Annotated in this window: 23 protein-coding genes; 14 read left to right on the top strand and 9 right to left on the bottom strand. The window is 61.4% G+C overall.

Annotated elements, in window-relative coordinates; genetic code table 11:
- The first annotated feature begins 96 nt into the window (after nt 1-96).
- Nucleotides 97-426 (top strand): nuclear transport factor 2 family protein, encoded by a 330-nt coding sequence (locus tag J3P73_RS20915; RefSeq protein WP_018072851.1) that lies wholly within the window; start codon nt 97-99, stop codon nt 424-426.
- Nucleotides 423-1,226 (top strand): SDR family oxidoreductase, encoded by an 804-nt coding sequence (locus J3P73_RS20910; protein ID WP_130691240.1) that lies wholly within the window; start codon nt 423-425, stop codon nt 1,224-1,226. Before J3P73_RS20915 ends, J3P73_RS20910 begins: the two co-directional genes overlap by 4 nt.
- Here J3P73_RS20910 and J3P73_RS20905 read toward each other — a convergent pair.
- The 6 genes from J3P73_RS20905 to J3P73_RS20880 form a co-directional block, all read right to left on the bottom strand.
- The gene (locus J3P73_RS20905) at nt 1,178-2,227 is read right to left on the bottom strand and encodes an alpha/beta fold hydrolase (RefSeq protein ID WP_130691477.1); all 1,050 of its coding nucleotides are present in this window, start codon (nt 2,225-2,227) and stop codon (nt 1,178-1,180) included. The genes J3P73_RS20910 and J3P73_RS20905 overlap by 49 nt on opposite strands.
- Before the next feature lie 114 nt (nt 2,228-2,341).
- Complete coding sequence (locus J3P73_RS20900) at nt 2,342-2,977, bottom strand: tetratricopeptide repeat protein (RefSeq protein WP_130665082.1); 636 nt, start codon at nt 2,975-2,977, stop codon at nt 2,342-2,344.
- A 112-nt stretch (nt 2,978-3,089) separates the two neighbouring features.
- Nucleotides 3,090-3,215: a type B 50S ribosomal protein L36 gene (gene ykgO / locus J3P73_RS20895; RefSeq protein WP_003566454.1), complete on the bottom strand. Its 126-nt coding sequence runs from the start codon at nt 3,213-3,215 to the stop codon at nt 3,090-3,092.
- Nucleotides 3,216-3,378: 163 nt separating this feature from the next.
- A complete protein-coding gene (locus J3P73_RS20890; protein ID WP_130686791.1) occupies nt 3,379-4,455 on the bottom strand; it encodes a 5-(carboxyamino)imidazole ribonucleotide synthase in 1,077 nt (358 codons plus the stop codon).
- Nucleotides 4,452-4,946, bottom strand: coding sequence for a 5-(carboxyamino)imidazole ribonucleotide mutase (gene purE / locus J3P73_RS20885; RefSeq protein ID WP_011653459.1), 495 nt, complete (start codon nt 4,944-4,946; stop codon nt 4,452-4,454). The genes J3P73_RS20890 and purE overlap by 4 nt, the downstream gene beginning before the upstream one ends.
- Before the next feature lie 18 nt (nt 4,947-4,964).
- Nucleotides 4,965-5,168, bottom strand: coding sequence for a YdcH family protein (locus J3P73_RS20880; protein WP_017968168.1), 204 nt, complete (start codon nt 5,166-5,168; stop codon nt 4,965-4,967).
- A gap of 227 nt (nt 5,169-5,395) precedes the next feature.
- Between J3P73_RS20880 and J3P73_RS20875 the strand changes: the two genes are divergently transcribed.
- Nucleotides 5,396-5,569: a YdcH family protein gene (locus tag J3P73_RS20875; protein WP_003542831.1), complete on the top strand. Its 174-nt coding sequence runs from the start codon at nt 5,396-5,398 to the stop codon at nt 5,567-5,569.
- Between the two features lie 206 nt (nt 5,570-5,775).
- Here J3P73_RS20875 and J3P73_RS20870 read toward each other — a convergent pair whose 3' ends face one another.
- Both J3P73_RS20870 and J3P73_RS20865 read right to left on the bottom strand, forming a co-directional pair.
- Nucleotides 5,776-6,036, bottom strand: a complete 261-nt coding sequence (locus J3P73_RS20870) for an ArsR/SmtB family transcription factor (RefSeq protein WP_003542830.1) — start codon at nt 6,034-6,036, stop codon at nt 5,776-5,778.
- A gap of 179 nt (nt 6,037-6,215) precedes the next feature.
- The gene (locus J3P73_RS20865; RefSeq protein WP_130686790.1) at nt 6,216-6,980 is read right to left on the bottom strand and encodes a sulfite exporter TauE/SafE family protein; all 765 of its coding nucleotides are present in this window, start codon (nt 6,978-6,980) and stop codon (nt 6,216-6,218) included.
- 107 nt (nt 6,981-7,087) lie between these two features.
- On the opposite strand from J3P73_RS20865, the gene J3P73_RS20860 reads away from it, so the two are divergent.
- Both J3P73_RS20860 and J3P73_RS20855 read left to right on the top strand, forming a co-directional pair.
- A complete protein-coding gene (locus J3P73_RS20860; protein WP_130665079.1) occupies nt 7,088-7,741 on the top strand; it encodes a thiamine phosphate synthase in 654 nt (217 codons plus the stop codon).
- 10 nt (nt 7,742-7,751) lie between these two features.
- Nucleotides 7,752-8,834, top strand: coding sequence for a tetratricopeptide repeat protein (locus tag J3P73_RS20855; protein WP_130665078.1), 1,083 nt, complete (start codon nt 7,752-7,754; stop codon nt 8,832-8,834).
- 154 nt (nt 8,835-8,988) lie between these two features.
- Here J3P73_RS20855 and J3P73_RS20850 read toward each other — a convergent pair whose 3' ends face one another.
- Nucleotides 8,989-10,731 (bottom strand): chemotaxis protein, encoded by a 1,743-nt coding sequence (locus J3P73_RS20850; protein ID WP_130686788.1) that lies wholly within the window; start codon nt 10,729-10,731, stop codon nt 8,989-8,991.
- Nucleotides 10,732-11,070: 339 nt separating this feature from the next.
- Between J3P73_RS20850 and J3P73_RS20845 the strand changes: the two genes are divergently transcribed.
- From J3P73_RS20845 to J3P73_RS20805, 9 genes are all read left to right on the top strand, one after another.
- Nucleotides 11,071-11,400 (top strand): STAS domain-containing protein, encoded by a 330-nt coding sequence (locus J3P73_RS20845; protein WP_018072860.1) that lies wholly within the window; start codon nt 11,071-11,073, stop codon nt 11,398-11,400.
- Nucleotides 11,397-11,765 (top strand): response regulator, encoded by a 369-nt coding sequence (locus J3P73_RS20840; protein ID WP_017968162.1) that lies wholly within the window; start codon nt 11,397-11,399, stop codon nt 11,763-11,765. Before J3P73_RS20845 ends, J3P73_RS20840 begins: the two co-directional genes overlap by 4 nt.
- Nucleotides 11,762-13,819: a chemotaxis protein CheA gene (locus tag J3P73_RS20835; RefSeq protein WP_130662196.1), complete on the top strand. Its 2,058-nt coding sequence runs from the start codon at nt 11,762-11,764 to the stop codon at nt 13,817-13,819. Before J3P73_RS20840 ends, J3P73_RS20835 begins: the two co-directional genes overlap by 4 nt.
- Nucleotides 13,816-14,328 carry a chemotaxis protein CheW gene (locus J3P73_RS20830; protein WP_018072862.1) on the top strand — a complete coding sequence of 171 codons (513 nt, stop codon included), beginning with the start codon at nt 13,816-13,818 and terminating at the stop codon, nt 14,326-14,328. The genes J3P73_RS20835 and J3P73_RS20830 overlap by 4 nt, the downstream gene beginning before the upstream one ends.
- 33 nt (nt 14,329-14,361) lie before the next feature.
- Entirely contained in the window at nt 14,362-16,071 is a 1,710-nt protein-coding gene (locus J3P73_RS20825; RefSeq protein ID WP_130656195.1) for a methyl-accepting chemotaxis protein, read from the top strand.
- 265 nt (nt 16,072-16,336) lie between these two features.
- The gene (locus J3P73_RS20820) at nt 16,337-18,259 is read left to right on the top strand and encodes a HAMP domain-containing methyl-accepting chemotaxis protein (protein ID WP_130771824.1); all 1,923 of its coding nucleotides are present in this window, start codon (nt 16,337-16,339) and stop codon (nt 18,257-18,259) included.
- 162 nt (nt 18,260-18,421) lie between these two features.
- Nucleotides 18,422-20,230 carry a methyl-accepting chemotaxis protein gene (locus J3P73_RS20815; protein WP_130692694.1) on the top strand — a complete coding sequence of 603 codons (1,809 nt, stop codon included), beginning with the start codon at nt 18,422-18,424 and terminating at the stop codon, nt 20,228-20,230.
- On the top strand, nt 20,227-20,709 hold the full coding sequence (locus J3P73_RS20810; RefSeq protein WP_018072866.1) for a chemotaxis protein CheW: 483 nt from the start codon (nt 20,227-20,229) through the stop codon (nt 20,707-20,709). The genes J3P73_RS20815 and J3P73_RS20810 overlap by 4 nt, the downstream gene beginning before the upstream one ends.
- Before the next feature lie 29 nt (nt 20,710-20,738).
- The gene (locus J3P73_RS20805) at nt 20,739-21,596 is read left to right on the top strand and encodes a CheR family methyltransferase (protein ID WP_105007310.1); all 858 of its coding nucleotides are present in this window, start codon (nt 20,739-20,741) and stop codon (nt 21,594-21,596) included.
- Nucleotides 21,597-21,647: the final 51 nt, after the last annotated feature.

The following is a 21,647-nucleotide window of genomic DNA, read 5'->3' as shown; positions in this document are numbered from 1 at the left end:
CTTACTTTTTGGTAAGTACCATACTTTTTAGTAGGTTCTTGTTATTTCGTAAGTCTATCGCCATCCTCTTTCCAATGCAAGAAAAGAGGATCTTTCATGACTATAGAACTTCCGAAACCGCTGGCGACCTATTTCACCGCGAAGAACCGCAAGGACATAAATGGCATGCTTTCGGCCTTTGGCGAGGACGCAGATGTGCGCGACGAAGGCGAGGATCTGCGCGGCCATGCGGCCATCCGCGACTGGATGGAAAAGACGACACGCAAATACGGCGTGACCGTCGAGGTGACCGGTCTGGCCGGGACGGAGGCTCAGCCTATCGTCTCCGCCCTCGTCTCCGGTAATTTTCCAGGCAGCCCGGCAATACTGCGCTACCACTTCACACTCGACGACCGGTCCATCATCCGTCTGGAGATCGGCGCATGACGATCGCTCCTGCATTCCCCTTCGATCCGAACGAATTTTCCGGCAAGCGCATTCTCGTCACCGGCGGCACCAAGGGCATGGGCGAGGCGATCGTCGCCCGTCTCTTGGCCGCCGGCGGCCGAGTCGCGACGACGGCGCGTTCGCCACTGCCGGAGGGCCAGGCGCCTGACCTGTTCGTGCAGGTCGACATCAGCACCGCTGCCGGCGTTAAGACCCTCGTCCAACGGGTGTTCGAAGCATTCGGCGGGCTTGATATCCTTATCAACAATGTCGGCGGATCGTCGGCGCCGAGCGGCGGCTTTGCAGCCCTTGCCGACGAACATTGGCAGGCGGATATCGCCGCGAACCTGCTGGCGCCGGTGCGGTGCGACCGGGCCTTTCTACCCGGCATGATCGAGCGTGGCCATGGCGTCATCATCCATGTGTCGTCGATCCAGAGGCGGCTGCCGCTCTACGAGGCGACACTTGCCTATGCGGCGGCGAAAGCCGGGCTTTCGAATTACAGCAAGGGGCTCTCGAAGGAGGTTGGGCCGAAGGGCGTTAGAGTAAATACTGTCGCGCCGGGCTTTATCGAAACGACGGCAGCCACGGCGTTGATCCAGCGCATCGCCGACGAGGCGGGGACAGATGAGGAGGGCGGCCGGCAAATGTTGATGGGTTCGCTTGGCGGCATTCCGCTCGGCAAGCCAGGGCGCCCCGATGGCGTGGCCGAACTTGTTGCTTTTCTGGCATCGCCGCGTGCGGCCTTCATTCACGGCGGCGAATATACGATCGACGGCGGTACGGTTCCGACCGTCTGATCGCGTGAGGCGGCGGCAAGCCTCTCCTCGGCCCTGCGGGCGATCGCCTGCAGGTCGCGCGGCTTGCCTGATATCTTCTCCATGGCGGCGATGGCGACATCGGTTGCGAGATAATCCGGCTTGTGGCCGACGCCGCTGACGGTGATGAGTTCGGAGCCTGATATATCGCGGGCAAGGCCGCGCGAGTGCAAGTGTTCCCAGACGATCTCGTCGCTGTCGCCTGTTATGATGACGGTCGGCGCGGTGATCTGCGAATAGCGCAGCGACTGCTCCTTCACATAGGCGAGCAGCCTTTTGAAATCGGCGGCGTTGTTATGGAAAGCGTTGGGTCGCAGCACCAGCGACGGCCCCGTTTTTTCGATGTAGTCGGCCGGGCGCGGATTGGGACGGAAGATATTCAGCGTGCCGCGCTCCAGCCGGCTCAGACCGAGGGGCACGACGATCGCGTGGTTGAAGAGCCAGCCGACGATCGGCACGGTTGCCACATGATAGTACCAGTCGATGCCGCCCGGCCATGGATGGGTGGCGGGCGCGAGGAAGAGCAAACCGACGGTCTTATCAGGATGGCGCAGGCCAAAGGCGGCGGTAATCGCGCCGCCGAAGGAATGGCCGACGATGATCGCCTTCTCGATGCCGCGCTTCTCCATCAGTCTGGCGATCGCATCGGCCTGGCCGGAGGGGACGGCGTTCTCAGCGCCGCCGCGCTCGGAATAGCCATGACCGGGGCGATCGACGAACAGCATTTCCGCCCGGCCTTCGAGTGCGGCGCGGAAGGCAACGACCTGGTCGAGCAAATTGCCGCTGGCGCCGTGAATGAAGACCAGTGCCGGCAGATCCGCATTTTCGGGACGCTCGATGTGGACGGCATTCATGCGGTAGCCGCCGACATCCGTCAGTTCGCCGATATTCGGATAGGCGTGTTCGAATTGCCGCGCCTTATAAGTGGAGTAACCGATGGCGGCGGCGAGCGGGGCGAGAAGAGCGGAAACTTCTGCAAGCATGATCTCAACGAGCGATAATTGCGGGACGACCTGCTGGCGGACAACCGCCATATCGTTCCCTCCATATGCTAAAATTGCGCGGCGAAATCCGACGTCAAGAGATCAGACCAGGAATCAGGTGCGGTTGCCGGCGAGTTTTTCCGCAAGCGTGTTGGCCTGTTCCTGCGCAGTGCGTTCGGCGGGATAGACATCGAGGAAACGCTCCCAAGCCTTCAAGGTCAGCTGATCGTTGCCGGAATTGCTGAGGATCGCCGCCATGCCGGAGAGCGCGCCGAAATGGCGCGGCTCGAGATCGAGCACACGTTCGATGTCGGACATCGACTTGCGATAATTGCCCATGACGAAATTCAGCGTGGCGCGGCGGTTCCAGCTTTCGGCATAATCGGGCTTCAGCGCGATCGCCTCATCGAGGAAATCGAGGGCCGCGGGATTGCGCTTTTCCTCGATCGCCTTGTCGGCCCACTGCATCAGCAGATTGATGGTGGCGCTGCCGGAATCGTTCCATTCCATGCGGATTTCATTGGCGATGCCGCTGGCCTTTTCGGGATCGCGTTCACGCTTCAGCTGGCTGAAGAGCTGGTCGAGGTGTTGCTTCGGCGAACTGTTGGTATCCGCCTGCTCGACGATGACGTCCTTTTTCGCGGCGGCAGCGGGCTTTTCCGCGGCGGCGGCCGGAAAGGAGGCGGTGAGGAGAATGAGGGCGAGCGGCAGCGCCGCTGATGTCAAAGCAAAAAAGCGCATGGCGGACATATTAGCCCGCCAGCGCCGAAGATCAAACAAATTTGATGTGATCACCGCAGCGACCCACCGGATATATCTGCCGGCGCAAGCTCACGCGGCGAGGCAATCCGGACGCGCGAAATCAGCCCTGACGAGCCTTGAAGCGCGGGTTCAGCTTGTTGATGATGTAGATGCGGCCCTTGCGGCGAACCAGACGGTTGTCACGGTGACGAGCCTTGAGCGACTTGAGCGAATTCTTGATCTTCATTTTTCTGATCCGCGATCTCTATGGGGGAATTCACATTCGCCCGTATCTTTAACAATCAAAAGCGCGCCATCGGGCGCGCTGTTTAGGTGGGGAGCAAATACCTCTTCACCTTTTCGGTGTCAACCACATGAAGGTGCTTTTCCCAAGGCGCAAGGGTATTTTCTCAGGCCAAAACTGGCGATTTCGGCGTCAAGGTGGTGACATGGCCCATCTTGCGGCCGGGGCGCCAATCGGTCTTGCCATAGAGATGAACCAGCGTATCGGGGCGCCTCAGCCAGTCGGGAACGGCAAGGATATCGTCGCCGATCAGGTTCTGCATGATGCAGTCGGAATGGCGCTCGGCACTGCCAAGCGGCAGGCCAGCAACGGCGCGGATATGCTGCTCGAACTGGCTGACGACGCAGGCCGCTTCCGTCCAGTGACCGGAGTTGTGGACACGCGGCGCCATTTCGTTGGCAATCAGGCCGCCATCGGCAAGCACGAAGAATTCGATGCCGATGACGCCGACATAGTTCAACGCGGCAAGGATCTTTTCGGCCGATTGGCGCGCGGCGTCCGCCGTCGATGCAGAAATCGCGGCGGGAACCGTCGAGGTGTGAAGGATACCGTCGCGGTGCACATTCTCGGCGGGATCGAAACAGACGACCGCCCCGTCGGTGGCGCGCGCGGCGATGATCGAGACCTCGCGCTCGAAAGCGACGAAACTTTCGAGGATGAGCGGCACGCCGCCGAGTGCGGCATAGGCGCCATCCGGGCTGTCGGCCGCCGAGCGGAAAACCTTCTGGCCCTTGCCGTCATAACCGAGACGGCGGATCTTCAGCACGCCCTGGCCGCCGAAATCCTTAAGTGCCGCCTCAAGGTCGGCCTGGCTATCGATCGCGTGGAAGCGGGTGGTTGATATGCCGCAGTCATTGAGAAAGCGCTTTTCGACGAGGCGATCCTGGGCGGCCTCCAGCGCCTTTGGCGGCGGAAAGACGGACACGCTCGCCGAGAGCCTTTCGGCGGCTGCGACGGGCACGTTCTCGAATTCGTAGGTGACGACGTCGCAGATATCGGCGAGTTCGGCCAGTGCCGCCGGATCGTCGTAGGCGGCGGCAATCTGCCGGTTGGCGAGCTGGGCGGCCGGGCAGTCCGCCTGCGGCTCGAGGATGATCGTGCGAAAATTCAACCGGGCGGCGGCAATGGCCAGCATGCGGCCGAGCTGGCCGCCGCCGATAATGCCGATCGTTCTTGCCGTCATAGGTCGTCCATCGGGTATTCGGCGACGGCAGCACTCTGGCGCTCGCGCCATTCGTCGAGCCGGTCGGCGATTTCTTCGTCGGAAAGGGCGAGCACGGCGGCGGCGAGAAGCGCGGCGTTGACCGCGCCGGCCTTGCCGATGGCAAGCGTGCCCACAGGAATACCGGCCGGCATCTGCACGATGGAAAGAAGACTGTCCTGGCCGGACAGGGCTTTCGACTGGACCGGCACGCCGAAAACCGGCAGCGGTGTCATCGCGGCGGTCATGCCGGGCAGGTGGGCGGCGCCGCCGGCGCCGGCGATGATGACCTTGAAGCCCTCCGCGCGTGCGCCCTTGGCGAAGTTGACCAGCCGGTCCACTGTGCGGTGCGCCGAAATTATGCGCGCGTCATAGGGAATTTCCAGCGCCTCCAGCGTGTCGGCGGCGTTTTTCATCGTCTCCCAGTCGGACTGGCTGCCCATGATGATGGCGACGGGTGGTCTGTCTGTCATCGTTGCTGCTATTCCCTCTCAGGCGATGATGTCAGGGATGATCTGATCTTCCAGCTTGGAGAGCCTGTCCTTGATGACGAGTTTTTTCTTTTTCATGCGCTGGATTCGCAGAGCATCGCATCCGGTCTGGATCATGGCGTTGATCGCGGCATCGAAATCCTCGTGCTCCTGACGCAGACGCGCCACCGTGAGCCTGATTTCCGCCTGTTCCTGATCGGCCATATGCATTCCCCGTTACCGTCCCTGGACCTTGTCCGATCTGGCGATGATTTCCGCAAGCTCCTATCACCAAATACAGGTAACGGCTAGTTAGTCTTGATCATGAAATTGCCATCCAGTCTTCATCTTTTGGCCTTCGACAAGCCTTCAAAAATATGTCACAGTCCGGCCGTTGACACCTTGATCCCCGACGATGTTGGCCGGGGAGGGTAAGAGGAAGGAAGGGTCATATGACTGTTCAAGCTCATCTTGAGTCACTCCAGAAAAAGCATGTTGCTCTCGAGGAGGAGTTGCACGCGCTCAGAACATCTCCCTCTATTTCCGATACGGAACTTGCCGAATGCAAGCGCCGGAAGCTGCGCATCAAGGACGAGATTCAGCGTCTTAAGTCATCCGTCCACTAATCTTCCCAAGGGTCGCCGGACGATCATCTTGCGCAACAAGGTAAAATCCATCCATTCCGCCAAGAATTAGCAAGAACCGGTGATTTGACACCAGATTTGCGCCAGTCCGATGCATCCGGCATCGCGGCTGGCGCTTTTGGGTCGCCACGTCTCACATGGCGTTCATATGATTTGCATGATATCCGTTGATCTCATGGGAACCTGCATCAGGCCCAGAACTGATCCAGCCACAAATTGAGCTTGTCGAAGCCGCGGTTGTTGACCGTGTAGATGCGTTTGGTGCCTTCTGAGGTCACGGAGACGAGATTGCTGTCGAGCAGCGCCTTCAAGTGTTGCGAGACAGCGGGGCGACTGATCGGCAGGCCTTCGGCGAGCTCATTGACCGTCCGTGGCGCGCGACGCAATTCCTCCAGCAGAAACCGCCGGTTCGGATCGGCAATCGCAGAGAAAGGGTCCGTGTTCGACATGACGGGAACGCTACGTCAAACCGGCCGCGCCAGCAAGGAAATTGTGCATTGCAGCGTGCCACGGTCTAAAGCGCGTCGCGAACCTTCGGATTCGCTCGTCGCGCTTTAGGTCTTTGTTTTTACGCATGTCGTTATCGCAAAACCGCTGCACAGTTTTGCGCGACATGCTCTAGCGGTTTCTACCAGCCAAGGCCCTCGCGCACGATCAGGAAGGCGGCGATCAGCGCCATCGCATACATGAAGGGATAGAAGATCTGTGGCTTCATGCGGCGCACGCACCAGGCGCCGGCAATGGTGGCGAGCGGGGCAAAGGGCAGAAGCGTCGCGGAGGTCGCAAGATTCTGGGTGCCGAGCTGGCCGAGCGCGAAATAGGGGATCAGCTTGATGGCGTTGAGGATCGCAAAGAAGCGCACGCTGGTGCCGGTATATTCGCGTGGCTGCAATTTGAGCGGCAGGGCATAGATCTGGAAGGGCGCACCGCCGGCATGAGCAACGAAGCTGCCGTAACCGGAAAATGTTCCCCAGAGGCTGGCGGCCACCGGTCGCTGGCCGCGCGGCGGGATCACCTTGCCGGCGCCCGGGCCGAAATTGTTCCAGAAATAGCGCAGGCAGAAGAGGATGGTCACCGCGCCGATGACGATGCGCAGCATGTTGCCCGGAACCAGCGCCGAGGTCGCCCAGCCCAGCGCAATGCCGAGGACGGCGCCCGGCAGCATGATCTTCAGCGTCGCCCAGTCGCCATGCTTGCGCCAGATGACCAGCGAGATCATGTCCATGAAGACCAGGATCGGCAGAAGGATCGCCGCCGCCTCGACCGGCGAGACGACGAGGGCGAGGAAGGGCAAGCCGATCAGCGACAAAGCGTCGCCCATGCCGCCCTTTGCGAGGCCTACCAGCAGAACGGCGGGCACGGCGGCGTAGTAGAATGACAAATCCTGCGGCATGCTTTCGACGTCCTCCTCTTGCAAGCCTCGTCTAACGGAACTACTCACACAAAACGAGTGCGGATCCCTCATTTCGAAGGGGAATTCGCAGGAAACGGAAAGACCTCATGACCGAACCGGAAAACCGCTGCCGCCTTGTGCTCATCGTACCTGATATCGCTGATGCCGATGAACAGGCAAAGGTCGTCGCCGACGCGCTGAAGGGCGGCGATGTCGCCTCGGTGATCGTGCCGCAATATGGGCTTGACGACGGCACCTTCCAGAAACATGCCGAAAAGCTGGTGCCATTGATCCAGGATGCTGGAGCAGCCGCGTTGATTGCAGGCGACAGCCGTGTCGCAGGCCGGGCCAAGGCCGATGGCCTGCATCTTTCCAGCAATGCAGAGGCGCTTTCGGAAGCGATCGACAAACATGCGCCGAAGCTGATCGTCGGCGGTGGCAACGCGGCCGACCGGCACCATGCGCTGGAAATCGGCGAAGTCAGGCCGGACTATATCTTCTTCGGCAAGCTCGACGGCGATATCAAGCCGGAGGCGCATCCGAAGAACCTTGCGCTCGGCGAATGGTGGGCCTCGATGATCGAGATCCCCTGCATCGTCATGGGTGGCACCGATCCGGCCTCGGCGCTCGCCGTCGCCGAGACCGGAGCGGAGTTCGTGGCGCTGCGGCTGGCGGTCTTCGGCGAGCCCGCCCGGGCGCCGTCGGTCGTCGCCGAGATCAATGCGTTGCTTGACGAAAAAGCGCCACGGTTTGAGGATTGAAATCGCGCTCATGCCGATCCCACCCGTCCGCCTTTTGAAATATCTCCTTGCCAGCACGGCCGTCCTCGTTGCGGCTGGACCCGATGTCGCTTTGGCGCAGGCGCCGGACAGCGTCATCAGCCAGCCGGGCACGGGGCCGGCTTCGACCTTCCGCACCGACCGGCCCTCCGCCTCGAGAGCGGGCCCCTCCGATGGTGTCGGCGTGTTCGACCGCATGGGTGCGAAGCTGCCGGATCTGCCGCCGGAGAAGGATTATAAGGGGCCGATCGACGAGGCTTACGGCGCCTTCCAGCGCGGTTATTATCTGACGGCAATGGACAAGGCGCTACCGCGCGCCCAACTCGGTGATCCGGCGGCGCAGACGCTGATCGGCGAAATCCTCTCGCAAGGCCTCGGCGTCAAGAAGGACGTGAAGAATGCTGCCTTCTGGTACGGCAAGGCGGCCGAAGGCGGCGATGCGGCGGCGATGTTCAAATATGCGTTGATCCTGATGGAAGGTGAGGGCGTGCCGCGTGACAAGGTCAAGGCCGACGACTACATGCGCAAGGCGGCCGAGGGCGGCAATCCTTCGGCGGAATTCAACTGGGCGCAGCTTCTCATCGCCGACAATCCCGGCGAGAAGGGACTGAAGCTTGCGCTGCCGTTCTACGAGAAATCGGCCGAGCAGGGAATTGCCGATTCGCAATATGCCGTGGCGCAGATCTATGCGACGCTGAAGGACCTGCCTGAGGAAAAGAAGCAGCTCGCGCGCGAATGGATGGCACGTGCGGCGCGCGCCGGCTTCGACACCGCCCAGCTCGATCTCGGCATCTGGCTGGTCAACGGCGTCGGTGGGCCGAAGGATTACGTCAAGGGCTTCGAATGGCTGAAACTTGCCGCCAATGGCGGCAATGTCGCCGCGCAGAACAAGCTCGCCCATCTCTATATCAATGCCATTGGCACGGCGCCCAATCCGATCGAGGCGGCGAAGTGGTACGTGCTGTCGCGCCGGGCCGGGCTCGCCGATCCGGCGCTTGAGGATTTCTATCTTGGCATCGAGGAGGATCAGCAGAAGGCGGCGATCGAGGCTGCCAACAAATTCCGGCGGCGATAGCGGCCGCTTGGCGATCCGGCCGCCGACAGGCGAACGGCCCACTGCACAATTCCTTAAATCGGGATCGATTTAAGGATAAAATTATGCGTCAATTCAAAGTGCTACAGCGTCCTTTGCGCGTCTGAAGAGACGCGCGGCGCCGTAGCGTTCCAACCTAAAAAAGCGCGTCGGCGAAGAGGTCTTCATCGTTTTCGACTTTGGCGGCCTCGGCGGGGGCGGGAGTATTGTCCTCGCCCGCCGGGATGATATCGCGATGAATGTTGCGCTCCTGGACCATCGTATAGTGCTTGAAGATCTTGCGGTCGAGCGGCGCGATCATCTCGGCGAGATCGGAGATATCGGCGACATCGGTGCCGGCGACGCCTTCGAGCAGATCGGCGCAGCCGGCAAGGACTTCACCGAGATCATGCTGGAAATCGAGTTTACCGATCAGCAGGCTGATCTTGGTGGCGACCGCGCGGCCGTTCTCGGCGAGCACCTTCAACTCGTTTTCCATCACGTTGGCTGCAGAGCGGATGTTGCCGACGGCCGACGTCAGGCTTTCTCCCAGGCTGCCGGCTCCGGCATCCGTGGCGGGGGCAACGCGCCCGGCCGCGGCTTCGAGCGCCGGCAGGCCGGTGACGATGGCGTCAGCGGAATCGTCGAGCTTGCCGGCGAAGATGCGCAGCTCGGCGGTGACGACGTTGATCGACTTGCCTTCCTCGCCAAGGCGGCTGCAGCGCAGGTTGGTATTCAAAGCCATATAGTGAATGTCGGTCTTGACGGCGCGGATGTTGCCGATCGCTTCGGAGAGCTTGGCGGCCGTGCCGATCGTCGACTGGCTCACCTGATCGGCCTGGCGGCTTGCCGTGTCGACCTGCTTGACGATTTCATGGGCGGCCGAAACGCTGGATTCCAGCGAGCGCATGAAGTTGCCGCCGGCCTCGCCGCTCTGACCGCTCATCTGATCACGCAGCTTGAGGATCTCTCGCATATCGTGGTCGAAACTCGCGATCGTCTTGACGACGTTCTCAGAATCCCGCTGGAAATTTGCGCACATGTCGCTCATCTGCGCTGCCGTCAGATGGTGAATGACGTTCTGGAGGCGCTGGCGCGCGCCGGCGTCGAGCTTCGCGCCATCCTCGCCGGCAAAGAAATCTTCAAGCAGCGAAAAGGTGGCCTGTACATGCTCGATGCGCTGGCGGGTGATATCGCCGATCTGCAGGGCAGACAGCGTCGAGGCGACCTTGCTCTGCACCGCGCGGGCAATCGCGCCGACCTCGCGAGCAATGACGCCGAGATCCCTGCGGTGTTCGGCGATCTTGGCGGCGTCATCACGCAAGGCCCCGGCGACGGCCGGAACGGTATCGGCATAACCCTTGGAAACGCTGGCGCCAAAGGAGGCGGCGAGCTTGACCTCCTTATCGAGACTGTCGAGGTGTGTAGCGAAGCGGTTGACCTCATCGGTGCCGGAATAGATACGCTCCAGAATCTCCTGGGCGAAGCCGGCGAATTCGGCAATGCCGGCGCCGGTGATCTTCACGGTCACTGCGAAGGTTCTGAGATAACGCATCGTCTCCTGCATGTCAGCGACGTGCTTGCGCAGTTCCCTGCCGGTATGCGCCAGTGAGACGAGGGCCTGCTGGCGGCTTTCCTCGGTGATCGGCAGCGCCGTCAGGCTCGCCACCGTGGCGCGGAGATCGGCGCTGGTGTCGCTCGCCTCTTTATTGTCGAGCGCCGTGGTGACGCTCTCGAGCGAGTTCAGCAAGCGGTTGAGGACATCCATAACCGACAGCAGCACGGTGCCGCCTTCGAGGAAACGTTCCTCGACCTGGCCGCGGGCGGATTCCAGGGTCTGGCTGATGTCCCGCCCTGATGTGTAGGCTGCAGCGTTCGGTGATACCAGAGCGTGTGCCACTTTTATACCTTTTGTTAAAATCCAGGCAATTCAACTCTATTTTTACGGGCAGGATGGAAACGTCCGGTAAACGCGCCGGACTCGCCAGCGTTGTGATTAACGAAAGATGTTGATGGCGTGTCGCTGAAAGCCCAACGCTTGATTTGATGATTCAACATGTTGTTTTTATTTTACTTATTTCTAAATTTTGAGAAAAAAATACAACTTATCCCGGATGAAAATTGGGAGTCGCGGAACGCGCTATACGGCAGTTTCCTACAACCGCTGTTTACCCCGCATTAACGCTGCCGTGAGAGTCCTTTTAGGGTCGTCAAGTATTTTCTGGCCCAGGAGGCTGCATTGGATACTCAGAAACAATATTACGAATCTATAAATTTGCCGGACGTGCTTAGCATCCGTAACGTGACCGAACTATATTCCAAGTTTAATGATGAATTTCATAGCCGTGATACAATCATCGTCAGCATTCCAGAAGGTGCAGAAGCGGATCTGAGTTTCGTTCAGCTTATCGAATCCTCGCGCCGACAAGCAAAATCCAAAGGAAAGACGTTCAAGCTTTCTTCGCCGGCCAATGGCTCGGTCCTGAAGATACTTGAGCGCGCAGGTTTCATCGAATGCTTCGATCAAGAAGACGCAAATTTCTGGTTGCATAAAGAGGTGACGTTATGAGTGCAAATATCCTGACTGTCGACGATTCCGCCAGCATTCGTCTGACCACCAAGGTCACGCTGACCAATGCCGGCTATCGCGTCACCGAGGCGGTCAACGGGGCAGAGGGCCTCGCGACGGCGAAGGGCAGCAGCTTCGATCTGATCGTGACCGATCTGAACATGCCTGTCATGGACGGGCTGACGATGATCGAGGAACTGCGCAAGCTGCCGGCGCAGGCGGGCGTTCCGATCATCTTCCTGACGACGGAATCGGACGCCGATCTCAAGGCGCGCGCCAAGGCCGCCGGTGCGACGGGCTGGCTGACCAAGCCGTTCGACCCGGAAAGCCTGGTGAAGATCGTGAAGAAGGTTCTTGGACGATGAGCACGCTCGATCCCGTCGCCGTATTCCGCACGGAGGCTGCCGAATGCCTCGAAGCGATCGAGGCCGGTCTCCTCGACCTGACTCACCAGCTCGACAACAAGGATCTAGTCGACGCCGTGTTCCGCGGGCTCCACACGCTCAAGGGCTCCGGCGCGATGTTTGGCTTCGAGGCACTCGCCGCCTTCACCCATCATTGCGAAACAGCCTTCGACCGCGTCCGCAAGGGCGAGGTCGCGGCGACCAGCGAACTCGTCGCCGCCGTTCTCTCCGCCCAGGACCATATGCGTGCCCTCGTCGACCAGCCGGACGCCGATCATGGCGATATTGGGCATAAGCTTCTGGCACAGTTGCAGGCCGCCGTCGGCGGCAAGGAAGCGGCGCCTGCCGCCACGCCGGTCGCTGTTCCCGCACCCGCAGGCGTGCGCGAGGCACCGGCGAAGAAGAAGAACAGCTGGCGCATCCGCTTCAGCCTGCCCGCCAATTCGATGGCCAACGGCACCAACCCGCTCGGTCTGCTGGACGAGCTGCGCGATCTCGGCGAATGCACCGTGCGCGCCAATACATCGGCCATTCCGGCTCTCGACGAGCTGGTTCCGACGGATCTCCATATTTCCTGGGACGTGACGCTGACCAGCGAGCAGGACCGTTCGGCGATCAACGACGTCTTCATCTTCGTGCTCGATGACATGGAACTCAGTGTCGAGGAGATCGACGGGCCGACAGCGGCAGCCGTCGCTCCGGCCGATGAAAAGGCAGCCCCTGCGCCTGTCGCCGCGGCATCGGCGGCGCCCGTTCCGCCGGCGGCCGTCCCGGAATTCCGTCCTGTCGAGGCGGTTCCGGCCAAGCGCGAGGCGCCTGCCGCCGTCAGCCAGGCGAAGGCGGCCGAGAATGTCCGCGTTCCGGCCGAACGTCTCGACGAGTTGATGGATCGCGTCGGCGAGCTCGTCATCGCGCAATCGCGCCTCAGCCAGCTCGCCAGCGCCAGCACCGATATCGCGCTACGCTCCGTTTCGGAAGAAATCGAACGCCTCTCCGGCGAATTGCGGGACACGATGATGGTGTTGCGCATGGTGCCGGTCGCCACCCTGTTCTCCCGTTTCCGCCGCCTCGTCCATGATCTCGCCCGCGAAACCGGCAAGGTGATCGAACTGGTGACGGAGGGCGAGAGCACCGAAGTCGACAAAACAGTCATCGAGCGTCTGGCCGATCCGCTGGTGCATCTGGTGCGCAACTCGATCGATCACGGCCTCGAAACGCCCGCCGAGCGCCTTGCCTCCGGCAAGATCGAAGCCGGCACGGTGACGCTTTCGGCCCGCCAGGCCGGCGGCGAAGTGATCATCTCGATCAAGGACGACGGCCGCGGTATCAATCGTGAACGGGTTCGCGCCAAGGCGGAATCCTCCGGCCTCATCCAGCCCGGCCAGCCGCTTTCCGACTCCGAGCTGCTGCAACTGATCTTCGCCCCTGGCTTCTCGACGGCTGCCGCGATCACCAATCTGTCCGGCCGCGGGGTCGGCATGGACGTGGTCAAGAAGACGGTCGAAGCGCTCCGCGGCGCGATCGACATTGTCAGCGTGCCGGGACAGGGTTCGGAAGTGTCGCTGCGCATCCCGCTGACGCTCGCCATCATCGACGGCCTACTGGTGCGCGTCGGTTCCGGCCGCTACGTCATCCCGCTCTCGGCAGTCGAGGAATGCCTCGAACTGTCGCTCGAGGAAGATCTCCGCTCGCGCGGCCGCAGCTTCATCTCGCTGCGCGACAGCCTGGTGCCGTTCCTGCGCCTGCGCGACCTCTTCCGCACCGGCACCAAGCCCGACGTGCACCAGAAGGTCGTCGTTATCTCGACCGGCACGGAGCGCGTCGGTCTCGTCGTCGACCAGATCATCGGTGACCACCAGACGGTCATCAAGTCGATGTCAAAACTGCACAATAACGTTGCGACCTTCTCGGGCGCGACCATTCTCGGCGACGGCAGCGTCGCTCTCATTCTCGACGTCGGGCACCTGGTTGCCGCGGGTCAGCAACAGGAGGCGCAATTGCGGGTGGCAGGATGAGTGCAACAGCAGCAACAGCCGAACGATTCGACAATCACTGGAGCTATGCCGAGGAAGTCGAGGTCCTGACCTTCGATCTCAACGGCGAAACCTTCGCGCTGGAGGCGGTCATCGTCCAGGAAATCCTGGACCTGCTTCCCGAGACCGCTGTGCCGGGCAGCCAGCCCTTCGTCGCCAGCGTCATCAACTTTCGCGGCAAGGTCATTCCGCTCGCCGATCTGCGTCTCGCCTTCGGGATGGAAGCAGCTGAGGCGACGATCGACAGCCGCTTCATCGTCATCGAGATCGACCTGCAGGGCGAGCAGACGCTCGTCGGCCTCAGGACCGACAAGGTGAACGAGGTGACGACGCTTTCAAAGTCCGCCAGCGAGGCTCCGCCCAGCGTCGGCATGCGCTGGCGCGCCGATTACATCAACTGCCTGGTGAAGAGGGGCGGAGAATTCATCATTCTCCCCAATCTGCAGGCAATCTTTTCATCGAGGCACGATGCGGCAGGCGCCGTCAATTGACGCTGGATGAATTCAACGAGGGGTTTGGGGACCATGCGACTGACAATCAAGACGAAACTGGTGACCGCGTTCACCTTCATCATTGTAATGCTCGTGGGTACCGCCGTTTACGGTATCTTCAGCCTTGGATCGCTGAACGACACGATCGATAAGCTTCTCTCCGGCCCGGCAGCCCGCCTCGACCTGGCGCAACAGATCAATATTGCCCAGCTCGAGGCCATCCGCCAGCAGAAGAATCTGCTCACCGCCCGTGGCGCAGACGAAACGGCCGGGGCAATCGCCAAGGGCAATCAGGCCCGCAAGGAGTTCGCCGACGCCTTCAGCCAGGTGCTGGCGCTGGCAACGGAAGAAGGCAAGGCGCGCTGGGCGCGCATCGCTGAACTTTCCAAGACCTTCAATGGAGCCGACGATCAAATCCGAGAATATGTGAAGGCCGGCAATGCGGAAGGCGCAAATACCATCTCCGTTACGACGGCGCGGGCCGCTGCCAACGACATCGACTCGACGCTCAGCGAGATCCTGGCACTTGAAAAGCAGCGCATGAAGGCTGCGGACGACGGCGCCGAAGCGCAGTACACGACGACGCGCACAATGATGGTTGCGGTCGCCGCCGTCGCCCTGCTGATTGCTGCCTTCACCGCCTTCTGGATCGCCAGCACGATCAGCAAGGGCCTCAGCCGCGCCAACACCGTGGTTCGCGAGGTGTCGGAAGGCGATCTGACGAAGATGGCGGATATCACCAGCCATGACGAAATCGGCGAACTTCTGGGCAACGTCAATACGATGATCGAACGCCTGCGCGGCGTCGTCGCCGACGCGCTGTCGGCCGCCGACAACGTCTCCTCCGGCAGCCAGGAACTTTCGGCGAGCTCGGAACAGGTGTCGCAGGGCGCTACCGAACAGGCGGCTTCGGCCGAAGAGGCTTCCGCCTCGATGGAAGAGATGGCCGCCAACATCAAGCAGAACGCCGATAACGCCGCCCAGACGGAGAAGATCGCCCGCCAGTCGGCCAAGGATGCGGAGATGAGCGGTGAAGCGGTGACGCGCGCCGTCGACGCCATGCGCACGATCGCCCAGAAGATCGGCATCGTCCAGGAGATCGCCCGCCAGACCGATCTGCTCGCCTTGAATGCCGCCGTCGAAGCCGCTCGTGCGGGTGAACACGGCAAGGGTTTTGCGGTGGTCGCCTCGGAGGTGCGCAAGCTTGCCGAACGCAGTCAGTCGGCTGCAGCGGAAATCAGCTCGATGTCGAGCGACACGGTCAAGGCTGCCGCCGATGCCGGCGACATGCTCGGCCGGCTGGTGCCCGACATCCGCAAGACGGCGGAACTGGTCTCCGAGATCAGTGCGGCCTGCCGCGAACAGGATATCGGCGCCTCGCAGATCAACGAGGCGATCCAGCAGCTCGACAAGGTGACGCAGCAGAATGCCGGTGCTTCCGAGCAGATGTCGGCAACCTCCGAGGAGCTCGCCTCCCAGGCAGAGGAACTGCAGACCTCGATCGCCTTCTTCAAGGTCGATACGGCAGGCAGCGCGCGGCCTGGTGCCCACAAGACCCAGCCAAAAGCTTCGACCAAGGTGCTCAAGGCCCCGGCCGCTGTCCGCAAACCCGCCCCGCAGGCCCACAGCCAGGGCCGTGGCCAGACGGTTTCGGCCCAGCAGCAGCGTCTCAAGGGCTTTGCTCTCGATATGTCGATGGGCGGTCCAGACGCCAGCGACGACGATTTCAGGGAGAGCGCATAGGCGCTGTCCGGGGAGAGGCTAGCTCTCCCGGGGAAAGCGCCTGAGCGCCTTCGCCTCAAACCGATCCCTCGGGCTGCTCCGGTGGCCCGAGGTGGGAATATCCCCCAACGCATGTAGGCGTTGGCGCTGCGATCGATAGATGTCCGGCTGCCGGGAAGTGAATGTAGTCGCTTTCCCCCTTTTCAGACACATCACTTTCAAGCTCGACGCCCCGTTGACGGGACGTGTCTCTATCCATTCGTTTTGACCGCATAGGGGGTATCACATGCGTTTCACCATCAAGCTCAAATTGGGTCTTGCCTTCGGCATCATGACGCTGCTGCTGATCGGCATCGCGGTTTATGGAAGCCTGAGCCTCGGCACCTTGAATGAAGCAAGCGGCAATATGATCGACGGCCCGATGCGCCGCCTGGAACTGGCGCTGAACGCCAATGTTGCCGAAGTCAACGCCATCCGCGCCCAGAAGAACGCGCTGCTTTCCACGGATCCCGACGCGACTGCCGGTTTCTACAAGGAAGCCGACCAGAACTTGCAGGCCATGTTCGATGCTGTCGATGCCGGCCTTGCGATCGCCTCGCCCGAAGGCAAGCCCTATTGGGAAAAGTTGCTGACGATCGGTGCGAAATTCCGCGACAGATCCGCCGAACTGCAGCAGCTTGACGCCAGGGGCGATCAAGCCGGCGCCCTGGCGCTGTCGCTCGGCGACCTGCGCACGATGACCAACGACATGGGTGAGGCGATTGCCCCACTCATCGAGATCCAGCGCAAGGGCATGAAGGCGACCGATCAGTCGAACACTGATCTTTACAACTCGACGAAGCTGATCCTCGGCACCGCTTCCGGTATCGCCGTGCTCATAGCTCTCGGCGCTGCACTGTGGATCACGCTCGGCATCAACAACGGTCTGCGGAAGATCACGACTGTCGTAAACGCCGTCGCAATCGGCGACCTCAACCAGAAGGTCGATGTCAAGACCAATGACGAGATCAAGGATCTCATCAATACGGTCAATACCATGACTGCCAATCTGCGCGCCACGGCAGCACTTGCCGACCAGATCGCCATGGGCGACCTCAGCACCGATGCCAAGCCGCTTTCGGACAAGGATTCGCTCGGCATCGCGATGCAGAGCATGATCTCCAACCTGCGGACCACCGCCGGCATCGCCGATCAGATCGCAAACGGCGACCTGACGGTATCTCCGAAGCCGCTCTCCGATAAGGATGCGCTGGGCATTGCGCTCGAACAGATGGTCGAGCGCCTGCGCGGCGTCGTCGCCGACGCGATCTCCGCTGCCGAAAACGTCTCTTCCGGCAGCCAGGAACTTTCGGCAAGCTCGGAACAGGTATCGCAAGGCGCAACCGAACAGGCGGCGTCCGCCGAAGAGGCGTCCGCCTCGATGGAGGAGATGGCCTCCAACATCAAGCAGAACGCCGACAACGCCGCCCAGACGGAGAAGATCGCCCGTCAGTCGGCCAAGGATGCGGAAGCCAGCGGCGAGGCCGTCTCCCGCGCCGTCGATGCCATGCGCACGATTGCCCAGAAGATCGGTATCGTCCAGGAGATTGCCCGCCAGACCGACCTTCTCGCTCTTAACGCCGCCGTCGAAGCCGCTCGTGCGGGTGAACACGGCAAGGGTTTTGCGGTCGTCGCATCTGAAGTGCGCAAGCTTGCCGAACGCAGCCAGTCGGCTGCAGCGGAAATCAGCGCCATGTCGACTGACACCGTCACGGCTGCCCAGGAAGCCGGCGACATGCTCGGCCGCCTGGTGCCCGACATCCGCAAGACAGCCGAGCTGGTCTCCGAGATCAGTGCGGCCTGCCGTGAACAGGATATCGGGGCTGCCCAGATCAACGAAGCGATCCAACAGCTCGACAAGGTGACGCAGCAGAATGCCGGCGCCTCCGAGCAGATGTCGGCGACCTCCGAGGAACTTGCCTCCCAGGCCGAAGAGCTGCAGACGTCGATCGCTTTCTTCAAGGTCGATATGGCAGGCGGGCGCCGCGAGCGCGCGCCGGCTGCAAAACTCACCGCCCGCAGCCGGACTCAGGCTGCACCGCGCAAACCGGTCGGCAAGGCGCCGGTGAATACGGTCGCCGGTCAGCAGGCCCGCGTGAAGGGGTTTGCCCTCGACCTGTCGATGGGCGGTCCCGACACGGCCGATGACGAGTTTAGGGAGAGCGCATAGCGCTCACCTGGGGAAAGCGCATAACCGCTCCCCGTTCGCAATTGTCGTGGGCCAGTCAGGATGGCCCGCGACGCACGCTTCGCCTACCGGAATTTCTTTGCTGCATGATGCCGCGCCCCTTGGTCCACATTAATTGCTTCGCTCTCGGAGAGGTATATTGAGATGCGTATTACGATCAAAATTAAGCTCGCAGCCGCATTCGGCTTTGTCATATTGTTGCTGGTGGGCAGCGCGGTCTATGGAATCATCAGCCTCAGTTCCCTGAACGATGCTGTCGGCAACCTTGTTTCTGGTCCGGCAAAGAGGCTGGAACTGGCTCTGGAGGCAAAGACTGCGGAGCTTAATGCCGTTCGCTGGCAGAAGAATGCGCTTCTGGAAATGGATCCCGAAGTGGCCAGGAAGGACTACCAGAACTCGGCGAAGAGCCTGGATGACATGGTGGTCTTCGCCACAGGCGGCCAACAGCTCGCAACAGCCGAGGGCAAGCCCACCTGGGACAGGCTGGTCGAGTTGGCCAAACGCTTCAGTGAGGGCTCCAACAAAGTCGCCTCTATCCAGGAAAGCGGCGACAGGGCAGCGGCAGCGGCGCTTTCGTCGGGAGAGGTCCGCGGCCTCGTCATGGAACTGGAAGAGGTTTTCGAGACGCTCGTCACGCTTCAGCAGAAGTCGATGGCGCAAGCCGATAACGACACCGACGTTCTTTATAGTTCGACGAAGAACATGCTGATTGGTATCGCGATCGGGGCTTCCGTCATCGCTTTCGCCGCTGCGCTGTGGATCGCGCTCGGCGTCAACAGCGGCCTGCGCAAGATCATGAACGTTGCCAGCGCCGTCGCCATCGGTGATCTCAACCAGAAGATCGAGATCAAGAGCAACGACGAGATCAAGGATCTGGTCAACACGATCAACGTCATGACGGACAATCTTCGCAACACCGCCGAGATTGCCAATCAGATCGCGAATGGCGACCTGACGGTGTCCCCGAAGCCATTGTCGGAGAAGGACATGCTCGGCATTGCGCTCGAACAGATGGTCGAGCGCCTGCGCGGCGTCGTCTCCGATGCGGCTGCAGCCGCAGAAAATGTTTCGGCCGGCAGCCAGGAACTTTCCTCGAGCTCGGAACAGGTGTCGCAGGGCGCTACCGAACAAGCCGCGTCGGCCGAAGAGGCTTCCGCCTCGATGGAAGAAATGGCCGCGAACATCAAGCAGAACGCCGATAACGCCGCCCAGACGGAAAAAATCGCCCGCCAGTCGGCCAAGGATGCGGAAGCCAGTGGTGACGCGGTGACGCGCGCCGTCCAGGCGATGCGGACCATTGCCGAGAAGATCGGCATCGTCCAGGAAATCGCCCGCCAGACCGATCTGTTGGCGCTCAACGCTGCCGTCGAAGCCGCTCGTGCGGGTGAACACGGCAAGGGGTTTGCGGTGGTCGCATCTGAAGTGCGCAAGCTTGCCGAACGCAGTCAGTCGGCCGCTGCCGAAATCAGCTCGATGTCGGGCGATACGGTCAAGGCCGCTCAGGAAGCCGGCGACATGCTCGGCCGACTGGTGCCCGATATCCGCAAGACGGCCGAATTGGTCTCCGAGATCAGCGCCGCATGCCGCGAACAGGATGTCGGCGCTTCGCAGATCAATGAAGCGATCCAGCAGCTCGACAAGGTGACGCAGCAGAATGCCGGTGCTTCCGAGCAGATGTCGGCGACCTCCGAAGAGCTCGCGACCCAAGCGGAAGAATTGCAGGCCTCGATTGCCTTCTTCAAGGTCGATACGGCAAGCAATCGCCAGTCCCGCATGCCGGCCACCAAGGTCACGGTCCGCAGCCCGGCTCCCGTCGCCGGCCGCAAGCCTACGCCCAAGAAGCCGGCTGCCAACAACGTCGCCAGCCAGCAGGCGCGGGTGAAAGGCTTCGCTCTCGATCTCTCCATGGGCGGTCCCGATGATGGGGACGTCGAATTCAAGGAAAGCGCATGATCATGGCCACGACATCTTTGGAAGCGCAATTCGTGACCTTCAGCCTCGGCGAGGAGATTTTCGCGGTGCCGGTTGAAGTGGTACGGGAAATTCTCGACTATGCGGAAGCTTTCAAGATTCCGAATGGTCCCGACTATCTGCTCGGCCTGCGCGACGTGCGCGGGCAGGGCGTGCCGACGATCGATCTTCGATTGAAGCTCGGCATGACGAAGACGGTGCCGACGCCGCATACACGCGTGCTCGTCCTCGACGTGCCGATGGAAAGCCGGCTGCTGACGCTTGGCCTCGTCGCCGACCGCGTCTTCGAGGTCACGCCGTTCCGGCGCGAGCAGATCGAGGCGGCGCCTGACATCGGCGTGCGCTGGCGCTCGGACTATATCGCCGGCGTCGTTCGCCGTGAAAACGGCTTCGTCGTCATCATCGATCTTGCACGATTGCTGTCGCGCGAGGACGCCTCGGCACTGCAATCGGCAGCCTGACCGCGAATCAACTCGGAGTACTGCGTTCTATGAGTATGGCAGCAGCGGTGGAAACCCAATTGCCGGGCGACCGGATCAGCAAGCGCAATTTCGACAAGCTTGCCCGGTTCATCTACGATTACAGCGGCATCAAGATGCCGCCGACCAAGCTGACGATGCTCGAAGGGCGGCTGAGGCGCCGCCTGCGCGCAACCAACCATGCGACCTTCGACGATTATTGCGACTTCCTGTTCAATCACGACGGGCTCGACCAAGAAACCGTCTACCTGATCGACGTGGTGACGACGAATAAGACCGACTTCTTCCGCGAAGCCAAGCATTTCGACTATCTGCAGACGGTAGCGCTGCCGGCGATCGCCAGCAGCGGCGTGCGGACGATCCGCACCTGGAGTTCGGCCTGCTCGACGGGGGCGGAACCCTACACGATGGCGATGGTGCTGGCTGAATTCACCGAAGGCCGCAACGACGTCTCCTACAGCGTTCTGGCCACCGACCTTTCCACCGACGTGCTGCAGACGGCGCGCCGGGGCATCTACCCGGAAGACCTCATCGCGCCCGTGCCGCGCGATCTACAGCGCAAATACGTGCTGACGGCCAAGCAGCCGGATCGGCGGGAGGTGCGCATCACGCCGAAACTGCGCAGCAAGATTGGTTTTGCCCGTATGAATCTGATGGACGAAAAATACCAGATCGGCGAGGCGATGAACGTCATCTTCTGCCGCAACGTGCTAATCTACTTCGACAAGCAGACTCAGGCCGGCGTGCTCAACCGCCTCTGCGACTGCCTGGCGAAGGGCGGCTACATGTTCATCGGCCATTCTGAATCGATCACCGGCTTCGATCTGCCGTTGAAGCAGGTCTCGAATACGGTGTTTCAGCGTATCTAAAGCGCATCGCGTCATCCCAAAACCGCTGCGCGCTTCCGGACGGCATGCATT

Source organism: Rhizobium ruizarguesonis, from assembly GCF_017357285.1.
Lineage (GTDB): Bacteria > Pseudomonadota > Alphaproteobacteria > Rhizobiales > Rhizobiaceae > Rhizobium > Rhizobium ruizarguesonis.
The sequence above is the reverse complement of the archived record's forward strand: the minus strand, read 5'-3'. Positions and strand labels throughout refer to the sequence as shown.

Coding starts and splice junctions, on each gene's coding strand:
- J3P73_RS20915 (WP_018072851.1), top strand. CDS start 97: ATGACTATAGAACTTCCGAAACCGCTGGCGACCTATTTCACCGCGAAG.
- J3P73_RS20805 (WP_105007310.1), top strand. CDS start 20,739: ATGAGTATGGCAGCAGCGGTGGAAACCCAATTGCCGGGCGACCGGATC.
- J3P73_RS20815 (WP_130692694.1), top strand. CDS start 18,422: ATGCGTATTACGATCAAAATTAAGCTCGCAGCCGCATTCGGCTTTGTC.
- J3P73_RS20870 (WP_003542830.1), bottom strand. CDS start 6,036: ATGTCGAACACGGACCCTTTCTCTGCGATTGCCGATCCGAACCGGCGG.
- J3P73_RS20820 (WP_130771824.1), top strand. CDS start 16,337: ATGCGTTTCACCATCAAGCTCAAATTGGGTCTTGCCTTCGGCATCATG.
- J3P73_RS20865 (WP_130686790.1), bottom strand. CDS start 6,980: ATGCCGCAGGATTTGTCATTCTACTACGCCGCCGTGCCCGCCGTTCTG.
- ykgO (WP_003566454.1), bottom strand. CDS start 3,215: ATGAAGATCAAGAATTCGCTCAAGTCGCTCAAGGCTCGTCACCGTGAC.
- purE (WP_011653459.1), bottom strand. CDS start 4,946: ATGACAGACAGACCACCCGTCGCCATCATCATGGGCAGCCAGTCCGAC.
- J3P73_RS20825 (WP_130656195.1), top strand. CDS start 14,362: ATGCGACTGACAATCAAGACGAAACTGGTGACCGCGTTCACCTTCATC.
- J3P73_RS20855 (WP_130665078.1), top strand. CDS start 7,752: ATGCCGATCCCACCCGTCCGCCTTTTGAAATATCTCCTTGCCAGCACG.
- J3P73_RS20830 (WP_018072862.1), top strand. CDS start 13,816: ATGAGTGCAACAGCAGCAACAGCCGAACGATTCGACAATCACTGGAGC.
- J3P73_RS20900 (WP_130665082.1), bottom strand. CDS start 2,977: ATGTCCGCCATGCGCTTTTTTGCTTTGACATCAGCGGCGCTGCCGCTC.
- J3P73_RS20840 (WP_017968162.1), top strand. CDS start 11,397: ATGAGTGCAAATATCCTGACTGTCGACGATTCCGCCAGCATTCGTCTG.
- J3P73_RS20810 (WP_018072866.1), top strand. CDS start 20,227: ATGATCATGGCCACGACATCTTTGGAAGCGCAATTCGTGACCTTCAGC.
- J3P73_RS20860 (WP_130665079.1), top strand. CDS start 7,088: ATGACCGAACCGGAAAACCGCTGCCGCCTTGTGCTCATCGTACCTGAT.
- J3P73_RS20890 (WP_130686791.1), bottom strand. CDS start 4,455: ATGACGGCAAGAACGATCGGCATTATCGGCGGCGGCCAGCTCGGCCGC.
- J3P73_RS20875 (WP_003542831.1), top strand. CDS start 5,396: ATGACTGTTCAAGCTCATCTTGAGTCACTCCAGAAAAAGCATGTTGCT.
- J3P73_RS20905 (WP_130691477.1), bottom strand. CDS start 2,227: ATGCTTGCAGAAGTTTCCGCTCTTCTCGCCCCGCTCGCCGCCGCCATC.
- J3P73_RS20835 (WP_130662196.1), top strand. CDS start 11,762: ATGAGCACGCTCGATCCCGTCGCCGTATTCCGCACGGAGGCTGCCGAA.
- J3P73_RS20910 (WP_130691240.1), top strand. CDS start 423: ATGACGATCGCTCCTGCATTCCCCTTCGATCCGAACGAATTTTCCGGC.
- J3P73_RS20880 (WP_017968168.1), bottom strand. CDS start 5,168: ATGGCCGATCAGGAACAGGCGGAAATCAGGCTCACGGTGGCGCGTCTG.